This window comes from Streptomyces sp. NPDC005962 (assembly GCF_040629205.1).
Lineage (GTDB): Bacteria > Actinomycetota > Actinomycetes > Streptomycetales > Streptomycetaceae > Streptomyces.
In genome coordinates this window covers 77351-97146 of record NZ_JBEXVE010000037.1, presented here as the reverse complement: position 1 = coordinate 97146, position 19796 = coordinate 77351, and the positions used below count along the sequence as shown (strand labels likewise).

The window sequence follows — 19796 nt, the reverse complement described above, 5'->3', positions numbered from 1 at the left end:
TGCGTGGATCAGAGCAACCGCTCCGCCAGGACTTCGGCGTTCGGCTCGGCACCCCCGGGGCCTGGGGGGTGGCGCTTCTTGCTTCTGCGATGTGTCTGCGATTTGTCCGCGATGTGCCTGCGGTTTGCATATCGGCGCCCGCAAACCGCTACCCGGCGACCTGAGCGAAGTCGGCCGGAATCCCTCGCCCCGGTTGTAACACTCCGTAATACGTGTGCAATACAAGATCAGGCGCTTTCGCTCCCCGACGTCATCCATGATGATCTCCCCGCGCGGTCATGGGCACGCCACTCCACGCTTCGTTCGCGTGTTCCCCTCACTCCTTAGCGGAACTGCACCTTCTCACTATCCGGACCTTATGGATTGTCCGTAAACACCCTCTTTGTCCCTTCCGTTCCGCTACACCGACACAAGAACGTGACCTGAGTCATAACAAGACAGTCACATCATGGTCTGCACCTCTGCCACCCGGTCCGTCCCACGCTTACATTCACAGCCAGTCACGACCCCCGACGGGTGTTCGCCAGCACCCGTACGGCTGTGTTCCAGCTCCACCGGCGCGGACACGGCGTCCCATCCAGAGGGACGGCCGGGCCAGGGAAAGGATTCTTCGTGCGACAGCGCTCCTTGCTCATCCTGACGACCGCGATCACCGCGGGAGCCCTCACCCTCACCGCCTGCGGTTCGCGCGGCCAGAACGACAGCGGGGACAAGGACAAGAAGACCACCGTCGTCATCGGTGTCGACGCCCCGCTCACCGGATCGCTGTCGGCGCTCGGCCAGGGCATCAAGAACTCCGTCGACCTCGCCGCCAAGGTGGCCAACCGGCAGAAAGAGGTCCCCGGCGTCACGTTCAAGATCAAGTCCTATGACGACCAGGCGGTGCCGTCCTCCGGCAAGCAGAACGCCACCTCGATGGTCGACGAGGACACCATCCTCGGCACGGTCGGCCCGCTGAACTCCGGCGTCGCCCAGTCCATGCAGGGCGTCTTCGCCAAGGCGGACCTGGCCGAGGTCTCCCCCGCCAACACCAACCCGGCGCTGAGCCAGGGCGACGCGTGGGCCTCGGGCAAGAAGTCCCGCCCCTTCAAGACCTACTTCCGCACCGCGACCACGGACATCATCCAGGGCCGCTTCGCCGCGCAGTACTACTACAAGAACGCGAAGAAGCGGAAGGTCTTCGTCGTCGACGACAAGCAGACCTACGGCGCCGGGCTCGCCAAGATCTTCGCCCAGGAGTTCAAGCGCCTCGGCGGCACCGTGGTCGGCACCGACCACCTCACCGTCAAGGAGACCGACTTCTCCGGCATCGCGGGCAAGGTCAAGTCCAGCGGCGCCGACTCCGTCTACTTCGGCGGCCAGTACCCCGAGGGCGGCCTGCTGTCCGACCAGGTCAAGCAGGCCGGGGCGCAGGTCCCGGTCATGGGCGGCGACGGCATCTACGACCCCGCCTTCATCAAGGCGTCCGGCACCAGCAACGACGGCGACCTCTCGACCTCCGTCGGCTACCCCGTCGAGCAGCTCCCCTCGGCCAAGACGTTCGTCAAGAACTACGGGGCCGAGCACTACAAGGACCCGTACGGGGCGTACGGCGGCTACTCCTACGACGCCGCCTGGTCCATCATCCAGGCCGTCAAGACCGTCGCCGCCGACAACGACGGCAAGCTCCCCGACGACGCCCGCGCCAAGATCACCGAGGCGCTCGGCAAGGTCTCCTTCGACGGCGTGACCGGCAAGGTCTCCTTCGACCAGTACGGCGACACCACCAACAAGCAGCTGACCGTCTACCAGGTCAAGAACGGCGCCTGGAAGGCCGTCCACAGCGAGACCTTCAAGGACTGACCCCGGGGCAACACCCCCGCCCACTGAGGCAACGCAACCGCGCGAGGGCGTTCACCAGCGCCCTCGCGCGGCGTCATATCCGACACGCTCATCGGAGGCCCTGCGGTGCACGAACTGCCGCAAACGCTGGTCAACGGCCTGACCCTCGGCGCTCTCTACGGCTTGATCGCCATCGGGTACACCATGGTCTACGGCATCGTCCAGCTCATCAACTTCGCCCATGGCGAGATCTTCATGATCGGGGGCTTCGGCTCCCTCACCGTCTATCTCTGGCTGCCCAGCGGCACTGCGCTCGCCCTTGCCCTGCCGCTCATGCTCGTCGGCGGCATCCTCGCCTCCGTCGCCATCGCCACCGCCGCCGAACGCTTCGCCTACCGGCCCCTGCGCGGCGGACCACGGCTGGCCCCCCTGATCACCGCGATCGGCCTGTCCATCGCACTCCAGCAGGCCGTCTGGGCCTTCTACCCCGACGCCAAGAAAGCCCGCAGCTTCCCCCAGTTCGAGGGCAGCTCATTCGCGATCACCAACAGCCTGCACATCCAGCGCGGCGACGCCTTCCTGCTGATAGCCGCACCGCTGTGCATGCTCGCCCTGGGGCTGTTCGTCTCCAAGAGCCGGGCCGGCCGCGCCATGCAGGCGACCGCGCAGGACCCCGACACCGCCAAGCTGATGGGCATCAACACCGACCGCATCATCGTGATGGCCTTCGCCATCGGCGGCGCGTTCGCCGCCGTCGCCGCCCTCTCCCACGGCCTCAAGTACGGCCAGATCAACTTCGAGATGGGCTTCATCGCCGGACTCAAGGCCTTCACCGCCGCCGTACTCGGCGGCATCGGCAACATCTACGGCGCCATGCTCGGCGGCGTCGTCCTCGGCATCGCCGAGGCCCTGGCCATCAAATACATCCAGGACATCCCCGGAATGGACCAGCTCGGCGGCGGAGCCTGGAAGGACGTCTGGGCCTTCACCCTGCTCATCGTCGTCCTGCTGCTCAGGCCCCAGGGGCTGCTCGGCGAACGCGTAGCGGACCGGGCCTGAGGGAGGGAACCGATGACCACCGACACCAGCAAGGCCACCGGCACTGCCCCGGCCCCGCGCACCACCCTGCTCCGCGCGCTCACCGCGGCCGGCGGCCTCGCCGCCATGGCCTCCACCTTCCTCGCCTGGACCTGGACCTCCGACTTCCCCGGCGACCTCACCGTCTACGGCTACCCCGGCGGCCTCCAGATCCTCACCCTCGCCCTGGGACTTGCCACCCTCGCGTTCGCGCTCGCCGCCCTGAACGTCCGCGGACTGCGCTGGCTCACCCCCACCGGCTCCACCAAACCCCTGCGGCTGCTGGCCCTCGGCACCTTCGCCACCACCTGGTTCACCCTCATCGCCATCGCCGTCAGCCAAGGCGGCCTGGTCAACCTGGAACCGGGCGGCTGGGTCGCCGCCGTCGCCACCGCCGTACCCGTCGCCACGACACTCGTGCTCCCGGACGACACCCGGCCCCTCTGCCGCCCGGTGCCGCTCCCCTCCTGGGCCGACATCCTCATCATCGCGGCCGTCTTCACCCTCGGCCTCTACGTCGTCAACTACGGCATCCAGACCGACGAGGACAACCCCGAACCCTTCATCGGCTACCTCATCGCCCTGTGCTTCGCCGCCACCGCGCTCCTCCGGGCCGGACTCATCACCCGGCTCAGCGGACTCACCAGCGCCTACCGCTCCCTCACCCTGGTCGCGGCCCTGGTGACGGCGATCGTCTTCCCCTTCACCCAGGACAAGGCCAGCTACACCGAACTCGGCGTCAACATCGCCATCTTCGCGACCGTCGCCCTCGGCCTGAACATCGTCGTCGGACTCGCCGGACTCCTCGACCTCGGCTACGTCGCCTTCCTCGGCGTCGGCGCCTACTCCGCCGCCCTGGTCTCCGGAAGCGCCGCCTCCACCATCCACGTGACGTTCCCGTTCTGGGCCGCCATGCTCACCGGAGCCCTGGTCTCCCTCATCTTCGGCGTCGTCATCGGCGCCCCCACCCTGCGGCTGCGCGGCGACTACCTCGCCATCGTCACCCTCGGCTTCGGCGAGATCTTCCGCATCGCCGTCAGCAACCTCGATGGCACCTCCGGACCCTCCGTGACCAACGGCCCCAACGGCGTCCCCAACATCCCACCGCTGAAGATCTTCGGCTTCAGCTTCGACGACGACCACAGCTTCGCCGGACTCACCCTCGACTCCAACAGCAACTACTACCTGCTGATGCTGCTCGTCACCGTCATCGTCGTCCTCATCTTCAGCCGGGCCGGAAACTCCCGCATCGGCCGCGCCTGGGTCGCCATCCGCGAAGACGAGACCGCCGCCACCGCCATGGGCATCAACGGCTTCCGCGTCAAACTCATCGCCTTCGCCCTCGGCGCCACCCTCGCCGGAGTCGCCGGCACCATCTGGGCCCACGTCCAGACCACCGTCGTCCCCGAGCAGTACGTCTTCGCCGGACCCGTCCCGCCCAACTCCACCTTCCTGCTCGCCGCCGTGATCCTCGGCGGCATGGGCACCATCGGCGGCCCCCTGCTGGGCGCGGCGCTGCTCTTCCTCATCCCCGAGAAGCTCGAATTCCTCCAGGACTACCAGCTCCTCGCCTTCGGCATCGCGCTCATCCTGCTGATGCGCTTCCGCCCCGAAGGGATCATCCCCAACCGGCGGCAGCAGCTCGAATACCACGAGACGGGACAGCTCGACGTGCCCGACCAGGCCGCCCTCAGCGGCAGCACCGTCGGCGTCACGAAGGCGGAGGCATGACAGACATGACCACGACCACAGTGGCGAAGGCCGCCCCCGTCCTCACCGCCACCGGCGTCACCATGCGCTTCGGCGGACTCACCGCCGTACGCTCCGTCGACCTCGACGTCCACCCCGGCGAGATCGTCGGCCTCATCGGCCCCAACGGCGCGGGCAAGACCACCTTCTTCAACTGCCTCACCGGCCTCTACATCCCCACCGAGGGCCGCGTCTCCTACCGCGGCACCGTCCTGCCACCGAAGCCCCATCTCGTCACCCAGGCCGGAGTCGCCCGCACCTTCCAGAACATCCGCCTCTTCGCCAACATGACCGTCCTGGAAAACGTCCTGGTCGGACGGCACACCCGCACCAAGGAAGGACTCTGGTCCGCCCTCCTGCGCGGCCCCGGCTTCAAACGCGCCGAAGCCGCCTCCAAACAACGGGCCATGCAACTCCTGGAGTTCACCGGCCTCGCCGACAAGGCCGACCACCTCTCCCGCAACCTCCCCTACGGCGAACAGCGCAAGCTGGAGATCGCCCGCGCCCTGGCCAGCGACCCCGGACTGCTGCTCCTCGACGAGCCGACCGCGGGCATGAACCCCCAGGAGACCCGGGCCACCGAGGAACTCGTCTTCGCCATCCGGGAGACGGGCACCGCCGTCCTCGTCATCGAGCACGACATGCGCTTCATCTTCAACCTGTGCGACCGGGTCGCCGTACTCGTCCAGGGCGAGAAGCTGGTCGAGGGCAGCTCCGAGGTCGTCCAGAGCGACGAACGCGTCATCGCCGCCTACCTCGGCACCCCCTTCGAGGGCGCGCCGGGCGCGGAGGAGGCCGCGGCGGTCGAGGCAGCCGAGGACCAGGCCGCCCAGCAGAGCACCAGCGCACGTACGGAGGACGGACAGTGACCGCACTGCTCGAAGTCGAGGACCTCCGGGTCGCCTACGGCAAGATCGAGGCCGTCAAGGGGATCTCGTTCAGCGTCGAGGCCGGCCAGGTGGTCACCCTCATCGGCACCAACGGCGCGGGCAAGACGACCACCCTGCGCACCCTCTCCGGGCTGCTCACCCCGCTCGGCGGCACCATCCGCTTCGACGGCAAACCGCTGAGCGGCGTCCCCGCACACAAGATCGTCGCCCTGGGGCTGGCCCACTCCCCCGAGGGGCGGCATATCTTCCCCCGGCTGACGATCGCCGAGAACCTCCAGCTCGGAGGGTTTCTCCGCAAGGACGCCGACGGGATCGCCGCCGACATCCGGAAGGTGTACGACCTCTTCCCCATCCTCGGTGAACGCCGCGCCCAGGCCGCCGGTACCCTCTCCGGCGGCGAACAGCAGATGCTCGCCATGGGCCGCGCGCTGATGTCCCGCCCCAAGCTGCTGATGCTCGACGAACCGTCGATGGGCCTCTCGCCGATCATGATGCAGAAGATCATGCAGACCATCGCGGAACTGAAGGCGCAGGGCACCACGATTCTGCTCGTCGAACAGAACGCCCAGGCGGCACTGTCGCTGGCCGATCACGGCCATGTGATGGAGATCGGCAAGATCGTGCTGTCCGGGACCGGGGAAGCGCTGCTGCACGACGAGTCCGTGCGGAAGGCGTACCTCGGCGAGGACTGACCCCGCTCGCCGTGAGGGGAGGCCGCCACCGGCGGCCTCCCCTCCCCTCACTGCTCCTTGGCCTTCTTCTCCGCCGCGTCCTCGATGACCGCCTCGGCCACCTGCTGCATCGACAGCCGCCGGTCCATCGAGGTCTTCTGAATCCAGCGGAACGCGGCCGGTTCGGTCAGCCCGTACTCCGTCTGCAGAACGCTCTTGGCCCGGTCCACCAGCTTGCGGGTCTCCAGCCGCAGGGAGAGGTCGGCGACCTCCTGCTCCAGCGTCTTCAGCTCGGTGAAGCGGGACACGGCCATCTCGATGGCGGGCACCACGTCGCTCTTGCTGAACGGCTTGACGAGATACGCCATCGCCCCGGCGTCCCGGGCCCGGTCGACCAGTTCGCGCTGCGAGAACGCGGTCAGCATCAGGACGGGCGCGATGCGGTCGGCGGCGATGCGCTCGGCGGCGGAAATCCCGTCGAGGACGGGCATCTTCACATCGAGGATGACGAGGTCGGGCCGGTGCTCCCGAGCGAGCGCGACGGCCGTCTCACCGTCTCCCGCCTCGCCGACGACGGAGTACCCCTCCTCTTCCAGCATCTCCTTCAGGTCGAGGCGGATGAGGGCCTCGTCCTCGGCGATGACGACGCGGGTCGTATGCGGCGGGACGTGCGACTGCGCGTCGGGGGCGTCAGCGGTGCTCACTGTGCTCCTCGGGTTCCTCTACAGGTGGGGGCACCCCGAGCCTACCGAGCTGCGGTAAGGTAGACGCGCAGCGGGTCGCCGATGACCTTCGATCCGTTGGCCCCGGTAGCCCAATTTGGCAGCAGGCAATGGATTCAAAACCCATACAGTGTCGGTTCGAGTCCGACCCGGGGCACTTTTCCTTCGATTCCAAGGTCACTGGGGACTCAGAAGCTTTCACTCGATGAAGTGAACGTCCTTTCGAACGCGTAACAGGCGGGCGTTTCCCGGCCAAGCTCGCAATCGTGTACGACCTCGAAACGCGAAAACGTGCCCTGACTCTCGTCGCCCAAGGCCGAAGCCTCAACTCCGTAAGCAAACAGACGGGGATATCCCGTTACGCGATTCGCGCCTGGCAGGTCCGCCTGGAGCCGGCACCCCATACGACGGATTGCCCCCGATGCGCCCCCGAACCACGGCCGCCGGAAGACATCGCCGCCTACGCCTATCTGCTCGGGCTGTATCTCGGTGACGGATGTGTAAGCCGCCTGCGAAAAGGCGTCTACTTCCTGCGCGTCGCGTGTGCGGATGCCTGGCCGGGCCTCATCGACGCCTGCGCCGGGGCGATGCGCGCCGTGCGCCCTGACAACAGTGTCTGCCGCGTCCAGCGTCAGGGCTGCGTCATGGTGACCGGCTACAGCAAGCACTGGCCGTGCCTGCTGCCCCAACACGGGCCCGGCAAGAAACATGAGCGGCCGATCGCCCTGGAGCCCTGGCAGCAGGAGATCGTCGTCACCCACCCCTGGGAGTTCGTCCGAGGGCTGGTGCACTCCGACGGCTGCCGTATCACCAACTGGACCACGAAGATCGTCGCCGGGGAGCGCAAGCGCTATGAGTATCCCCGGTACTTCTTCACCAACCGGTCCGACGACATCCGGAGGCTCTACACCGACACGCTCGACCAGCTCGGGGTCGCTTGGAGGCAGACCAACGCGTGGAACATCTCCGTCGCCCGCCGGGCCTCCGTCGCGCTCATGGATACGCACGTCGGGCCGAAGTACTGAACGCAGTACTCCGGCCCAGGAAGGCGAAACGGGGCTAGCGGAGGTCGTCCGCGCCGATGTGGTGGACGCGGACCAGGTTGGTGGAGCCGGAGACTCCGGGCGGGGAGCCCGCCGTGATGACGACGAGGTCGCCCCGGCGGCAGCGGCCCAGCCGGAGCAGCTCCTCGTCGACCTGGCGGACCATCTCGTCCGTGGACTCGACCATCGGGCCGAGGAAGGTCTCGACGCCCCAGGTCAGGTTGAGCTGGGAGCGGGTGCCCGGGTCCGGGGTGAAGGCCAGCAGGGGGATCGGGGAGCGGTAGCGGGACAGGCGGCGGACGGTGTCGCCGGACTGGGTGAAGGCGACCAGGAACTTGGCGCCGAGGAAGTCGCCCATCTCGGCCGCCGCGCGGGCGACCGCGCCGCCCTGGGTGCGGGGCTTGTTGCGCTCGGTGAGCGGCGGGAGCCCCTTGGCGAGGATGTCCTCCTCGGCGGCGGTGACGATGCGGCCCATGGTCCTGACCGTGGCGATGGGGTATTTGCCGACGCTGGTCTCGCCGGAGAGCATCACCGCGTCCGTGCCGTCGATGACGGCGTTGGCGACGTCGGAGGCCTCCGCCCGGGTGGGGCGGGAGTTGTCGATCATCGAGTCGAGCATCTGGGTCGCGACGATCACCGGCTTCGCGTTCCGCTTCGCCAGCTTGACCGCGCGCTTCTGGACGATCGGCACTTGTTCGAGCGGCATTTCGACGCCGAGGTCGCCACGGGCGACCATGATGCCGTCGAAGGCGTCGACGATCTTCTCCAGGTTCTCGACCGCCTGCGGCTTCTCGATCTTGGCGATGACGGGGAGGTGGCAGTCCTCCTCCCGCATCACCCGGTGCACATCCACGACGTCGTCCCCGTTGCGGACGAAGGACAGGGCGATGACGTCGGCCCCGGTGCGCAGCGCCCAGCGCAGGTCCTCGATGTCCTTACGGGAGAGGGCGGGGACGGAGACGGCCACGCCGGGCAGGTTGAGGCCCTTGTGGTCGGAGATCATCCCGCCTTCGATGACGATCGTGTGCACGCGGGGCCCGTCGACGTCGACGACCTCGAGGGTGACGCGGCCGTCGTCGACGAGGATGCGCTCGCCCTTGTTGACGTCGGAGGCCAGCCCCTCGTAGGTGGTGCCGCAGCGAAAGCGGTCGCCTTCGATCGGCTCGACGGTGATGGTGAACTCGTCTCCGCGTTCAAGGAGTACGGGCCCCTCGCGGAAGCGGCCGAGTCGGATCTTCGGACCTTGAAGGTCGGCGAGGATGCCGACGCTGCGACCGGTTTCCAGCGAGGCCTTGCGGACTCGCCGGTAACGCTCCTCGTGCTCGGCGTAGGTGCCGTGGCTGAGGTTGAAGCGGGCCACGTCCATTCCGGCTTCGACGAGCGCCTTGATCTGCTCGTACGAGTCGGTCGCGGGTCCCAAAGTACAGACGATTTTTGCTCGGCGCATGCTGCCGAGCCTATGACTTACTCATGGGTAAAGAGCCGAGAAGTGGACACTGCCCCATGGCCTTTGCATGGCAGGTAATCGACAACTAATGAAACGTGCATAGGGGTGCTCCGATGAGCGATTCGGGGTCGATACACCGGGTCGTTTCACAGCTCCGGGCGGGTGATCGTGAAGCGCGCCGTGACGTGCGCGTATACGGTCTGGCGTTCGGGTTCCAGGTCGAGCGCGGCCGCCTCCCCCGGGCCGGGGTGGGCGGAGCGGCTGCGCGCGGCCGCGAACGGCATCGGCGGGCCCGGCTCCCCCTCCGCGGCCAGGTCGGCCAGCTCGACGAGGGCGACGAGCCGGGAGCCGAGCGCGCCCGCGTACTCGCGGGCGCGCTGCACGGCCTCCCGTACCGCCTGCTGCCGGGCCCGGCCGTGGACGGGTGAGTCGGGGCGCAGCCCCCACCAGGGGCCGTCGACCCGGGTCAGTTCGAGGTCGGCGAGGCGGGTGGTGAGTTCGCCGAGGGTGGTGAAGTCGGTGGTGGTCACGGCGATGTGCACCCGGCCGTGGTAGGCCCGCACCCGCTCCTGGCGGCCTCTGGACAGCTCCGGGTTGATCGCGAAGGCGCCGGTCTCCACCTTTTCGATCGCCTCGCCGTAGGACTTCACCAGGTCCAGCGCCCGCTGGTTGCGGCGGGTGAGGTCGTCCAGTGCGGCGCGCCGGTCGGCGCCGCGCGCGCTGACGGTGACGGAGAGGCGGGCGATCTCGGGGTCGACCTCCAGCCGTGCCTCGCCGAGCACCGCGACGCGCGGGGTGTCGGGGGTGCCGTACGGGACGTGCCGATCCATGGAGGGCTCCTGTTCGCCGGCTCGCGGACGTGGCTTGATCCTGCCCTGCGCCGGGCGCCCGGCGTGCTCTGATCGCAACCTGTCGGGGGTGTTGCGGGCGGGTGCGGCTACGCCAGAATCTACGCGCGTTGTGCTCATTTCGCAGGTATCCCAGGGGAGTTCAGCCATGCCGCTCAACCGTCGGACGTTTCTGGGCCGCACCGCGGCCACCAGCGCGGGGGTCGCGCTCGCCTCGGGCGCTGCCGCCGCTCCGGCCGAGGCGCGGGGCCATGCGGGCCGTGAGCGGTACGAGTTCACCGTCATGGGCACCACCGATCTGCACGGCAACGTCTTCAACTGGGACTACTTCACGGACGCCGAGTTCGACGACGCGGCGCACAACGATGTCGGTCTCGCGAAGATCTCGACCCTGGTCGAGCAGGTGCGGAAGGAGAAGGGGCGGCGCAATACGCTGCTGATCGACGCGGGTGACACCATCCAGGGCACCCAGTTGTCGTACTACTACGCCAAGGTCGACCCGATCACCGGCAGCGGCGGCCCGGTGCATCCGATGGCGCAGGCGATGAACCTCATCGGCTATGACGCGGCGGCGCTCGGCAACCATGAGTTCAACTACGGCATCCCGGTGCTGCGGAAGTTCGAGGAGCAGTGCGACTTTCCGCTGCTGGGTGCGAACGCGCTGGACGCGAAGACGCAGCGGCCCGCGTTCGCGCCGTACTGGATGACGCGGCTGCGCACGCCGTGCGGGCGCGGGGTGAAGGTGGCGGTGCTGGGGCTGACGAACCCGGGGATCGCGATCTGGGACAAGGCGAATGTGCAGGGGAAGATGGTGTTCCCGGGTCTGGAGGAGCAGGCGGCGAAGTGGGTGCCGCGGCTGCGTTCGATGGGTGCGGACGTGGTGCTCGTCGCGGCGCATTCGGGCAGCAGCGGGACGTCGAGTTACGGCGATCAGCTGCCGTATGTGGAGAACGCGGCGGCGCTGGTGGCCGAGCGGGTGGCGGGGATCGACGCGATCCTGGTCGGGCACGCGCATGTGGAGATCCCCGAGCGCCGGGTGGTGAACAAGGAGACGGGCCGGGAGGTCGTGCTGTCCGAACCGCTCAAGTGGGGTCAGCGGCTGACGCTGTTCGACATCGGGCTGGAGTGGGCGCGGGGGCGCTGGCAGGTGGAGTCGGTGTCGTCGAAGGTGCTGAACTCGGCGGCGGTGGCGGAGGATGAGCGGATCGTGCGGCTGCTCGGCGATGAGCACCGGAAGGTCGTCGGGTACGTCAATCAGGTCATCGGTACGTCGACGGCGGCGATGGCGGCCACGGAGGCGCCGTACAAGGACGCGCCGATCATCGACTTCATCAACCATGTGCAGGCGAAGACGGTGAAGGCGGCGCTGGCGGGCACGGAGCACGCGGGGCTGCCGGTGCTGTCGCAGGCGTCGTGCTTCTCGCGGACGGCGCGGATTCCGGCCGGGGAGGTCACGATCCGGCAGGTGGCGGGGTTGTATCCGTTCGAGAACACGCTGGAGGCGCGGGTGCTGACGGGCGCCCAGGTCAAGGACTATCTGGAGTTCTCGGCGCGGTATTACGCGCAGACCCCGGCGGGCGGTGATGTCGATCCGTCGAAGCTGACGAACGCCGGTGACACCCCGGACTACAACTACGACGCGGTGAGCGGTCTGACGTACGAGATCGACATCGCGAAGCCGGTGGGTTCGCGGATCGCCGCGCTGCGCTTCGACGGCAAGCCGGTCGAGGGGTCGGCGCGGTTCGTGCTGGCGGTGAACAACTACCGGGCGAGCGGCGGGGGCAACTTCCCGCATGTGGCCGCCGCCCAGCAGGTGTGGGCCAACTCGGAGGAGATCCGTAACACGATCATCGCGTGGGTGAAGGCGAAGGGGACGATCGACGGGGCCGGGTTCGCGTCGGTGGACTGGAAGCTGACGCGCGACGGCACGCCGGTGTTCTAAGGACGGACGGGCGCGGCGGTCAGGTCCGGGTGCGGGCCAGGCCGTTGCGCTGGTCGGGGAGGTGCATGCGTCCGCTGCCCCGGGCGACCGGTGCCGAGGGGGCGGCGGGCCGCGGTGGGGCGGTGGCGCCCGGCCGCGTGGCCTGGAGGCCGAAGGTGGTGAAGGCGGTGCGGGACGGCAGGGGGTAGACCGGTTCGGCGCTGAGCGAGTTGAGGATGACGGCGGAGCGCCAGGCGGCCATTCCGAGGTCGGGGGTGCCGACGCCGTGGGTGTGCCGCTCGGCGTTCTGGACGTGAACGGAGCCGGTGATGAGGGGGTCGAGGACGAGCCGGTGCCGGTCGTCGACGCGGGGCCGTTCGGAGGAGTCGCGCCGGATGTAGGGGTCGAGGGCGGCGAGCAGGGTGTCGACGCGGCGTTCGCGGTAGCCGGTGGCGAGGACGACGGCCTCGGTGGTGTGGCGGACGCGGGTGCCCTGGTGGACGTGTTCCAGGTGGAGTTCGAGCCGGGCGGCGGCGATGCGTCCTGCGGTGCGGACGGTGACGCCGGGGGTGAGGACGGCGCCCGGCCAGTCGCCGCCCTGCTGGGCGCGGCGGTACAGCTCGTGGTGGATGGCGGTGATGGTCTCCTGTGCGATGCCCTTGTAGAGCTGCCACTGTCCGGGGAGGAGCTGGTCGCGGACGGCCTCGGGGAGGGCGTGGAAGTAGCGGGTGTAGTCGGGGCTGAACTGCTCCAGGCCGAGCTTGCTGTACTCCATGGGCGCGAAGGAGGGCGTACGGGCGAGCCAGTGGAGCCCCTCGGCGCCGAGCGGCCGGTTGCGCAGCAGGTCGAGGAAGACCTCGGCGCCGGACTGGCCGGAGCCGACGACGGTGACGTGGCCGGTGTTCAGCAGCCGTGTCCGGTGTTCCAGGTAGTCGGCGGAGTGGAGGACGGGGACGTTGGGGGCGTCGGCGAGGGGGCGCAGGGTTTCCGGGACGTGGGGTTCGGTGCCGACGCCGAGGACGAGGTGGCGGGCGTGGGCGCGGCCGGGGGAGGCGGCCTCGCCGTCGGGTCCGAGCCTGCTGAAGTCGATTTCGAACAGCTGGTGGTCGTGGTCCCAGCGGACGGCGTCGATGCGGTGGCCGAAGTGGAGGCCGGGGAGTTGTTCGCTGACCCAGCGGCAGTAGGCGTCGTATTCGGTGCGCTCGATGTGGAAGCGCTCGGCGACGTAGAAGGGGAAGAGCCGTTCGCGGGCCTTGAGGTAGCTGAGGAAGCTCCAGGGGCTGGCGGGGTCGGCGAGGGTGACGAGGTCGGCGAGGAAGGGCACTTGGACGGTGGCGCCGTCGATGAGGAGGCCGGGGTGCCAGTGGAAGGCGGGCCGCTGTTCGTAGAAGGCGGTGCGCAGGGCGGGGACGCCGTGGGCGAGGGCGGCGAGGGAGAGGTTGAACGGGCCGATGCCGATGCCCGCGAGGTCCAGGGGTTCGTGCGGGGTGGTGGGGTCGGGTTCGGGGGCGGACGGTCGCGTGGGGGGCTGTGCGGTGCTCATGGGGTGGTGTTGCCTTCCACGAGGTCGAGCAGCCGGCGCAGATCGCCGGGCTGGATGTGCGGGTTGAGGAGGGTGGCCTTGAGCCATAGCCCCTCGGGGGTGGCCGCGCGGCCGAGGACGGCGGTGCCGTGGTGCAGGAGGTCGCGGCGCAGCGCGGCGACGGTGGCCGGTCCGGCTCCCGTGGGGCGGAAGAGGACGGTCGAAAGGGTGGGGCGGGCGTAGAGCTCCAGGGCGGGGTGGGCCTGGATGAGGTCGGCGAGGGCGGCGGCGTGTGCGCAGACCTGGTCGACGAGGTCGCCGAGGCCGTGGCGGCCGAGGGCGCGCAGGGTGACGGCGATTTTGAGGATGTCGGCGCGGCGGGTGGTGCGCAGGGAGCGGCCGAGCAGGTCGGGGAGGCCCGCGTCGGTGTCGTCGTCGGCGTTGAGGTAGTCGGCGCGGTGGCCGAGGGGGGTCAGGGCGGTGGTGTCGGGTACGGCGAGGAGTCCGGCGGCGGCGGGCTGCCAGCCGAGTTTGTGCAGGTCGAGGGCGACGGTGTGGGCGCGGTCGAGTCCGTCGAGCCGTTTGTTCAGGGTGTCGCTGAACAGGAGCGGTCCGCCGTAGGCGGCGTCGATGTGGAGGGTCGCCGCGTGGTCGTCGCAGAGGTCGGCAAGGTACGGGAGGGGGTCGAGGGCGCCGGTGTCGGTGGTGCCCGCGGTGGCGATGAGGAGGGTGGGGCGTGGTGGCTGTGCGGTGAGGGCGTCGTGGACCCGGGCCGGGTCGAGGACGCCGGTGGGGGTGGGGAGGGTGTGGGGTGGGTGCAGGCCGAGCAGCCAGGCGGCGCGGTGGACGCTGTGGTGGGCGTTGGCGCCGCAGACGATGCGCAGGGGTGCGCCGTGGGCGGCTTCGCGGGCCAGGAGCAGGGCGAGCTGGTTGGATTCGGTGCCGCCGGTGGTGACGAGGGCGTCGGGGGCGGGGCCGTGGGGGTACACCAGCTCGGCGAGGGCGCGGCAGGTCAGCGCCTCCAGCTCGGCCGCGGCGGGGGCCTGGTCCCAGGAGTCGAGGGAGGGGTTGAGGGCGGAGACGGCGAGGTCGGCGGCGGCCGCGACGGCGAGCGGCGGACAGTGCAGATGGGCGGCGCAGTGCGGGTCGGCCGGGTCGGCGGCCCCGGCGGTGAGGGCCTGGACGAGGGTGCGCAGCGCGTGGTGCGGCCCTTCGCCGTGGTCGGGGATGACGGGCCGGGCGGCGGCGTGGACGCGGTGGGCCACGGCGGCGGGCCCTCCGGCGGGGAGGGGTCCGCCGCGGTCGGCGGCGCCGTGGGTGAGGGCGTCGAGGACGGTGTCGAGCAGCGGGCGGAGCGCGCCTGGTCCCTCGCTCCCCCCGGCGAGGAGGCGGGCGGTGCCGGAAGCGGGCATGGGCGGTGCCCCTAGGAGGTGTGTGGGTGTCGGGCGGATGTCAGAGCTGCCTCAAGCTACTTCGCCCGCAAGCGGCTTGGACCGCGTTGCCCGGAAGTGCACCCGTACGTGGTACGGGCGCGTCGTGTGGGTTGATCGGTGCCGGGGCCGCCGGTCTCAGCGGGGTGTCCGCCGGTCCCGCCGGGGAGGCGTGTCCGTGAGGGCGGGGTGGTGGTAGGGGCGGGAGGGGGTGCGGGAGCGGTAGACGACGTAGGGCCGGGCGAGGTAGCCGAGGGGTGCGGTGAAGGCGTGGACGAGGCGGCTGAAGGGCCAGAGGGCGAACAGGGCCATGGCGAGCGCCGCGTGGACCCGGTAGATCAGGGTGCGCCGGCCATGGCGGATACGTCGGGGGCGAGGGTGAACAGGCTGCGGAACCAGAGGGAGACGCCTTGCCGGTAGTCGTAGGCGTGGGGTCCGGCGCCGGTGGCGGTGGCGGTGAGTCCGGCGAGCAGGACGGTGGCGAGCAGCGGGTAGACGGCGCGGTCGCTGCGGCTGGTGGCGGCGCGTACGGCGGGGACGCGCAGCCGCCGGTACAGGAGGATGCCGAGGCCGGTGGCGGTGGCGAGACCGGCGGTGCCGCCGACGAGGAGGGCGTTGGCGTGGTACAGGGTTTCGCTGACGTGGAGTCGTTCGGTGAGGGTTTCGGGGACGATCAGGCCGACGACGTGTCAGGCGATCACGAAGAGCAGCCCGTAGTGGAACAGGGGCCCGCCGATGCCGAGGAGGCGGTGTTCGTGGAGTTGGCTGGAGCGGGTGGTGAAGCCGAAGCGGTCGTAGTGGTAGCGCCAGGCGGTGCCCGCGGTGAAGAGGCCGAGGGCGAGGGCGAGGGCGGCGGCGCGGTCGGCGGGTGAGGCTCCGGGGAGGGTGTCGCAGACGGCGCGCAGGATGTCGGCGTAGGGGCTGCGGTGGTCGGTGAGGGCGATCCGGAGGAGTTCGAGGGCGGCGCGGTGGTCGCCGAGGAGCTGGTGGCCGGGGGCGGGGCAGCGGGCGGCGAACTCCAGTACCAGGGGCAGGTGGTCGGGGAGTTCGTCCTCGGGTGGTTCGAGGCCGTGGGCGCGGTAGCGGGCCTTGAGGTCGGCGAGGGTGCCGCCGCGGCGGCGGGTGTCGCCGTCGGTGTAGTAGGTGAGGTGGAGGGTGCGGCGGCGGCTGCGGTCGAAGGTGGTGACGTAGGCGGAGGCCAGGTCGAGCACCGAGGCGCCGTCGACGGCGGCGCGGAACCGGAGGAGGGGTGCGGCGGCGGGGGTGGCGAGTTCGGTGAGGGAGTCCCGGACGAGGGCGTGGCGGGCGGGCCAGTCGGGGCCGGGGTAGCCGAGGAGGAGGGCGGCGGCCTGGTGGACCGCGGGGGTGGCCGGGTTCACCGGGTCTCCTCGTCACGGCGGGGGAAGAGCCCGGCGGGGCGTCCGCGGCCGTTCCAGTTCAGCAGGTTGACCCGGCCGGCGGGCCCGCTTCCGGCTCCGGCGGGTTCGGGTGCCGGGGGCGTGTGGAAGGTGTCGATGCCGGGGAGGTCGTACGGCATCATGCCGGGCAGTCCGTCGCCGTCGAGGCTGCAGGAGTCGGTGGGGGTGCCGCCGCCTGATCCGGCGGTGTAGGTGGTGGGGATGACGTACCGCTCCTCATATTTGGCGAGGGCCAGCAGCCGGTACATGGCGTCGGTGCCGTCCGCCACACCAGGCCCGCCAGCAACCCCGCGTAGGCCACCACGGCCACCGCGAGCAGGGCGTCCGCCGGTCCTCGCGCGCCCAGCCCCGCCACTCCCTGCGACACGATTCCGGTCGCCATCACCGGGGCGAAGGCCCCCGGTGGCAGATTGCGGGCCCTGGCCCGCGCCATCGTCTGGATCACGGAAGCAGGCTGCCACCGCAACCGGCGCCGGGCGCCCCGGGCCCGAGCGCGGCGGGCCCGGACGGTGGCGGCTTCGGCCACCGCTCCCCCACGGCATCACCACTACGGCTTGGTCGGCGCTTGACGCTCCGCAGACCGTTCCGATAGCCGACGGACCGCGGAACCGGCCGGGAAAGGGGAGCAGTGGCGGGAAGAACTACCCCGAACATCCATTTTCCCCCTTTTTCCGGCGGCTACGCGTCCCCTTTCTCGCGTACGCGCAGGGCGCGTCGCAGGTCGTCGAGCTGGTCTTCGAGGCGGCGGCGCAGGGCGGGGAGGAGGCCGGGGGTGGCGAGGCATTCCTCGCCGAGCCGCAGGGTCCTCGCGTCGACCGTCGTCGGGAAGCCGAAGCGGGCGATGGTGTCGGCGATGGCGGGGCCGCGGCGGGCGGCGGTGGTCGCGGCGGCGGTGAAGTAGCGCGGTACGTAGTCGGTGAGCGGGTCGTGGTGTTCGGGCTGCCAGAAGCCGGTGGCGGTCGCGGTGACGAGGTAGTTGGACTGTGCGGCGGTCTCGCCGAACAGAGCGTCCCAGGCGGCCTGTTTGGCGTCCGGGTCGGGGAGCGCGGCGCGGCAGCGGGCGGCGCCCTCCTGCCCGGTGGCGCTGGGGTCGCGGGCGAGTTCGGCGTCGATGCCGGCGGGGCTCGCGGCGCCGAGGACGGCGAGTCGGCCGAGGATCTGCCAGCGCAGTTCGGGGTCGAGGTCGGGACCGCCGGGGACGGTGTCGCCGTCGAGCCAGTCGCTCAGTTCGGCGGGGGCGGTGGCGCTGGCGATGTAGGTGCGTACGGCGGAGAGCCGCAGCCCGGGCCCCGAGCCGTCCTCGGTGCGGCGCAGCAGGTCGCGGCAGGTGGCGGCGATGGTGTTGAGGGCGGCGGGGCGCTGGTCCGCGGGGAGGTAGCGGTCGGCGATCTGGGTGCGGGCGAAGGCGAGGACGCCCTGGACGATCGCTATGTCGGTCTCGTGCGGGAGGTGGGTGCGGGCGGCGTCGAGGTAGTCGGTGCCCGGGAGGTCGCCGTCGCGCACCATGTCGCGGGCGGCGTTCCAGAGGGTGGCGCGGCTGACGGCGTCGGGGAGGCCGGAGAGGGCGCGTACGGCGGCGTCCCAGGAGCCGGGATCGAGGCGGATCTTGGCGTAGGTGAGGTCGCCGTCGTTGAGGAGGAGCAGGTCGGGGCGGGGGCCGGTGAAGGAGAGGGTGAGGGTGGGGTCGGCGCCGTTCAGTTCGACCTCGACGCGGTCGCGCAGCACGAGTTGGTGGGGGGCGGCCGGTGCGTGGTCGTAGAGGCCGACGGCGAGGCGGTGCGGGCGCCGGGGGGCGGGGCTCTGTCCGTCGTGGCCGCCGCCGTCGTGGCGGATCTCGGCGCTCCACCGGTCGCCGTGGGTGGTGAGGGCGGGGGTGAGGGTGTCCGCTCCGGTGGTGCGCAGCCAGGCGTGGGCCCAGGCGTGGACGTCGCGGTCGGTGGAGCGGGCGAGGGAGTCGAGGAAGTCGGCGAGGGTGGCGTTGCCGAAGCGGTGACGGGTGAAGTGTTCGTTGATCCCGGCGAGGAAGTCCTTCTCGCCCAGCCAGGTGACGAGCTGGCGCAGCGCGGAGGCGCCCTTGGCGTAGGAGATGCCGTCGATGTTGAGGCGGGCGGCGGCGGTGTCGGGGACGAGTTCGGGCGCGGGGGCGACGGGGTGGGTGGAGGGGCGCTGGTCGGCGTCGTAGCCCCAGCCCTTGTGGCGGATGCCGAAGTCGGCCCAGGTGCCGGTGTAGCGGGTGGTTTCGGTGAGGATCTGGAAGCCCATGTACTCGGCGAAGGACTCGTTGAGCCAGAGATCGTCCCACCAGGTCATGGTGGTGAGGTCGCCGAACCACATGTGGGCCATCTCGTGGGCGATGACCATGGCGCGGGTCTGGCGTTCGGCGTCGGTGACGGCGGAGCGGAAGACGAACTCGTCGCGGAAGGTGACGAGGCCGGGGTTCTCCATGGCGCCCATGTTGAACTCGGGGACGAACGCCTGGTCGTAGGAGTCGAAGGGGTACGGCTCGTCGAAGATCTCGTGGTAGCGGTCGAAGCAGCGCCGGGTGAGGTCGAACAGTTCGTCGGCGTCGGCTTCGAGGTGGGGTGCGAGCGAGCGGCGGACGTGCAGTCCGAAGGGCAGTCCGGCGTGCTCGGTGTGCACGGAGTGGTACGGGCCCGCGGCCAGCGCGACCAGGTAGGTGCTGATGGGCGGGGTGGGGGCGAGGTTCCAGCGGCCGCCCGTGGGGTCGGCGTCGCGGGTGGCGATGCCATTGCCGAGGACGGTCCACCGGGGCGGGGCGGTGACGCGGACGTCGAAGACGGCCTTGAGGTCGGGCTGGTCGAAGGCCGTGAAGACGCGGGGGGCGTCGGACATGGCGCACATGGTGTAGAGGTAGGTCTCACCGTCGGCGGGGTCGGTGAAGCGGTGCATGCCCTCGCCGGTGTGGGAGTACGTCATGTCCGTCTCGACGCGCAGCTCGTGCTCGCCCTCGGCGAGGCCGGTGAGCGGGAGCCGGTGGTCGGCGACGACCTGGGCCGGGTCGAGCGCGAGGTCGTGTCCGTCGAGCACCGCCCGGTGCAGGGCGGCGGGGTGCAGTTCCACGAAGGTGTCCGCCCCGGCCTCGCGGGCGCTGAAGCGGATGGTCGTGGTGGAGCCGAAGAGCTGGTCGCCGCGGGTGAGGTCGAGGTCGATCGTGTAGCGATGGACCTCGATGAGGCGGGCTCGGATCTGCGCTTCCTCGCGCGTCAGTACGGACAT

14 protein-coding genes, 1 tRNA gene and 2 pseudogenes are annotated in these 19796 nt (G+C 70.4%); 8 read left to right on the top strand and 9 right to left on the bottom strand.

Annotation, left to right across the window (positions count from 1 at the left end; all coding sequences use genetic code 11):
• Nucleotides 1-612 precede the first annotated feature (612 nt).
• The 5 genes from ABZ370_RS38680 to ABZ370_RS38660 all read left to right on the top strand — a co-directional run bounded on the left by ABZ370_RS38680 (nucleotide 613) and on the right by ABZ370_RS38660 (nucleotide 6229).
• Nucleotides 613-1842 carry a branched-chain amino acid ABC transporter substrate-binding protein gene (locus ABZ370_RS38680; protein ID WP_358631412.1) on the top strand — a complete coding sequence of 410 codons (1230 nt, stop codon included), beginning with the start codon at nucleotides 613-615 and terminating at the stop codon, nucleotides 1840-1842.
• A gap of 105 nt (nucleotides 1843-1947) precedes the next feature.
• On the top strand, nucleotides 1948-2880 hold the full coding sequence (locus tag ABZ370_RS38675; RefSeq protein WP_358631409.1) for a branched-chain amino acid ABC transporter permease: 933 nt from the start codon (nucleotides 1948-1950) through the stop codon (nucleotides 2878-2880).
• 12 nt (nucleotides 2881-2892) lie between these two features.
• The gene (locus tag ABZ370_RS38670) at nucleotides 2893-4629 is read left to right on the top strand and encodes a branched-chain amino acid ABC transporter permease (RefSeq protein ID WP_358631406.1); all 1737 of its coding nucleotides are present in this window, start codon (nucleotides 2893-2895) and stop codon (nucleotides 4627-4629) included.
• A complete protein-coding gene (locus ABZ370_RS38665) occupies nucleotides 4626-5516 on the top strand; it encodes an ABC transporter ATP-binding protein (RefSeq protein WP_358631403.1) in 891 nt (296 codons plus the stop codon). Before ABZ370_RS38670 ends, ABZ370_RS38665 begins: the two co-directional genes overlap by 4 nt.
• Complete coding sequence (locus ABZ370_RS38660) at nucleotides 5513-6229, top strand: ABC transporter ATP-binding protein (protein ID WP_358631400.1); 717 nt, start codon at nucleotides 5513-5515, stop codon at nucleotides 6227-6229. Before ABZ370_RS38665 ends, ABZ370_RS38660 begins: the two co-directional genes overlap by 4 nt.
• A gap of 47 nt (nucleotides 6230-6276) precedes the next feature.
• Here ABZ370_RS38660 and ABZ370_RS38655 read toward each other — a convergent pair whose 3' ends face one another.
• The gene (locus ABZ370_RS38655) at nucleotides 6277-6912 is read right to left on the bottom strand and encodes a response regulator (protein WP_358631397.1); all 636 of its coding nucleotides are present in this window, start codon (nucleotides 6910-6912) and stop codon (nucleotides 6277-6279) included.
• A 99-nt stretch (nucleotides 6913-7011) separates the two neighbouring features.
• Between ABZ370_RS38655 and ABZ370_RS38650 the strand changes: the two genes are divergently transcribed.
• Nucleotides 7012-7087, top strand: a tRNA-Leu gene (locus ABZ370_RS38650).
• Nucleotides 7088-7196: 109 nt separating this feature from the next.
• Entirely contained in the window at nucleotides 7197-7955 is a 759-nt protein-coding gene (locus ABZ370_RS38645; RefSeq protein ID WP_358631394.1) for a transcriptional regulator, read from the top strand.
• A 34-nt stretch (nucleotides 7956-7989) separates the two neighbouring features.
• Here ABZ370_RS38645 and pyk read toward each other — a convergent pair whose 3' ends face one another.
• Both pyk and ABZ370_RS38635 read right to left on the bottom strand, forming a co-directional pair.
• A complete protein-coding gene (gene pyk, locus ABZ370_RS38640; RefSeq protein ID WP_358631391.1) occupies nucleotides 7990-9420 on the bottom strand; it encodes a pyruvate kinase in 1431 nt (476 codons plus the stop codon).
• A 146-nt stretch (nucleotides 9421-9566) separates the two neighbouring features.
• Nucleotides 9567-10250 (bottom strand): SIMPL domain-containing protein, encoded by a 684-nt coding sequence (locus ABZ370_RS38635; protein WP_358631388.1) that lies wholly within the window; start codon nucleotides 10248-10250, stop codon nucleotides 9567-9569.
• Between the two features lie 166 nt (nucleotides 10251-10416).
• Here ABZ370_RS38635 and ABZ370_RS38630 point away from each other — a divergent pair, with 166 nt between their 5' ends.
• Nucleotides 10417-12210, top strand: coding sequence for a 5'-nucleotidase C-terminal domain-containing protein (locus ABZ370_RS38630; protein WP_358631385.1), 1794 nt, complete (start codon nucleotides 10417-10419; stop codon nucleotides 12208-12210).
• A 19-nt stretch (nucleotides 12211-12229) separates the two neighbouring features.
• Here the strand turns inward: ABZ370_RS38630 and ABZ370_RS38625 are convergent, their stop codons facing one another.
• From ABZ370_RS38625 to pepN, 6 genes and pseudogenes are all read right to left on the bottom strand, one after another.
• A complete protein-coding gene (locus ABZ370_RS38625; protein WP_358631383.1) occupies nucleotides 12230-13732 on the bottom strand; it encodes a SidA/IucD/PvdA family monooxygenase in 1503 nt (500 codons plus the stop codon).
• On the bottom strand, nucleotides 13729-15123 hold the full coding sequence (locus tag ABZ370_RS38620) for an aminotransferase class V-fold PLP-dependent enzyme (RefSeq protein WP_358631380.1): 1395 nt from the start codon (nucleotides 15121-15123) through the stop codon (nucleotides 13729-13731). The genes ABZ370_RS38625 and ABZ370_RS38620 overlap by 4 nt, the downstream gene beginning before the upstream one ends.
• Before the next feature lie 156 nt (nucleotides 15124-15279).
• Nucleotides 15280-15962 (bottom strand): annotated as a pseudogene (gene narI / locus ABZ370_RS38615) (respiratory nitrate reductase subunit gamma); the annotation flags it as partial.
• Between the two features lie 135 nt (nucleotides 15963-16097).
• Nucleotides 16098-16520, bottom strand: a pseudogene (gene narJ, locus ABZ370_RS38610) (nitrate reductase molybdenum cofactor assembly chaperone); the annotation flags it as partial.
• The gene (locus ABZ370_RS38605) at nucleotides 16517-16828 is read right to left on the bottom strand and encodes a hypothetical protein (RefSeq protein ID WP_358631377.1); all 312 of its coding nucleotides are present in this window, start codon (nucleotides 16826-16828) and stop codon (nucleotides 16517-16519) included. The gene ABZ370_RS38605 and the pseudogene narJ, both read right to left, overlap by 4 nt.
• 409 nt (nucleotides 16829-17237) lie before the next feature.
• The gene (gene pepN / locus ABZ370_RS38600; protein ID WP_358631374.1) at nucleotides 17238-19796 is read right to left on the bottom strand and encodes an aminopeptidase N; all 2559 of its coding nucleotides are present in this window, start codon (nucleotides 19794-19796) and stop codon (nucleotides 17238-17240) included.

Coding starts and splice junctions, on each gene's coding strand:
- ABZ370_RS38670 (WP_358631406.1), top strand. CDS start 2,893: ATGACCACCGACACCAGCAAGGCCACCGGCACTGCCCCGGCCCCGCGC.
- ABZ370_RS38665 (WP_358631403.1), top strand. CDS start 4,626: ATGACAGACATGACCACGACCACAGTGGCGAAGGCCGCCCCCGTCCTC.
- pyk (WP_358631391.1), bottom strand. CDS start 9,420: ATGCGCCGAGCAAAAATCGTCTGTACTTTGGGACCCGCGACCGACTCG.
- ABZ370_RS38635 (WP_358631388.1), bottom strand. CDS start 10,250: ATGGATCGGCACGTCCCGTACGGCACCCCCGACACCCCGCGCGTCGCG.
- ABZ370_RS38630 (WP_358631385.1), top strand. CDS start 10,417: ATGCCGCTCAACCGTCGGACGTTTCTGGGCCGCACCGCGGCCACCAGC.
- ABZ370_RS38625 (WP_358631383.1), bottom strand. CDS start 13,732: ATGAGCACCGCACAGCCCCCCACGCGACCGTCCGCCCCCGAACCCGAC.
- ABZ370_RS38620 (WP_358631380.1), bottom strand. CDS start 15,123: ATGCCCGCTTCCGGCACCGCCCGCCTCCTCGCCGGGGGGAGCGAGGGA.
- pepN (WP_358631374.1), bottom strand. CDS start 19,796: ATGTCCGTACTGACGCGCGAGGAAGCGCAGATCCGAGCCCGCCTCATC.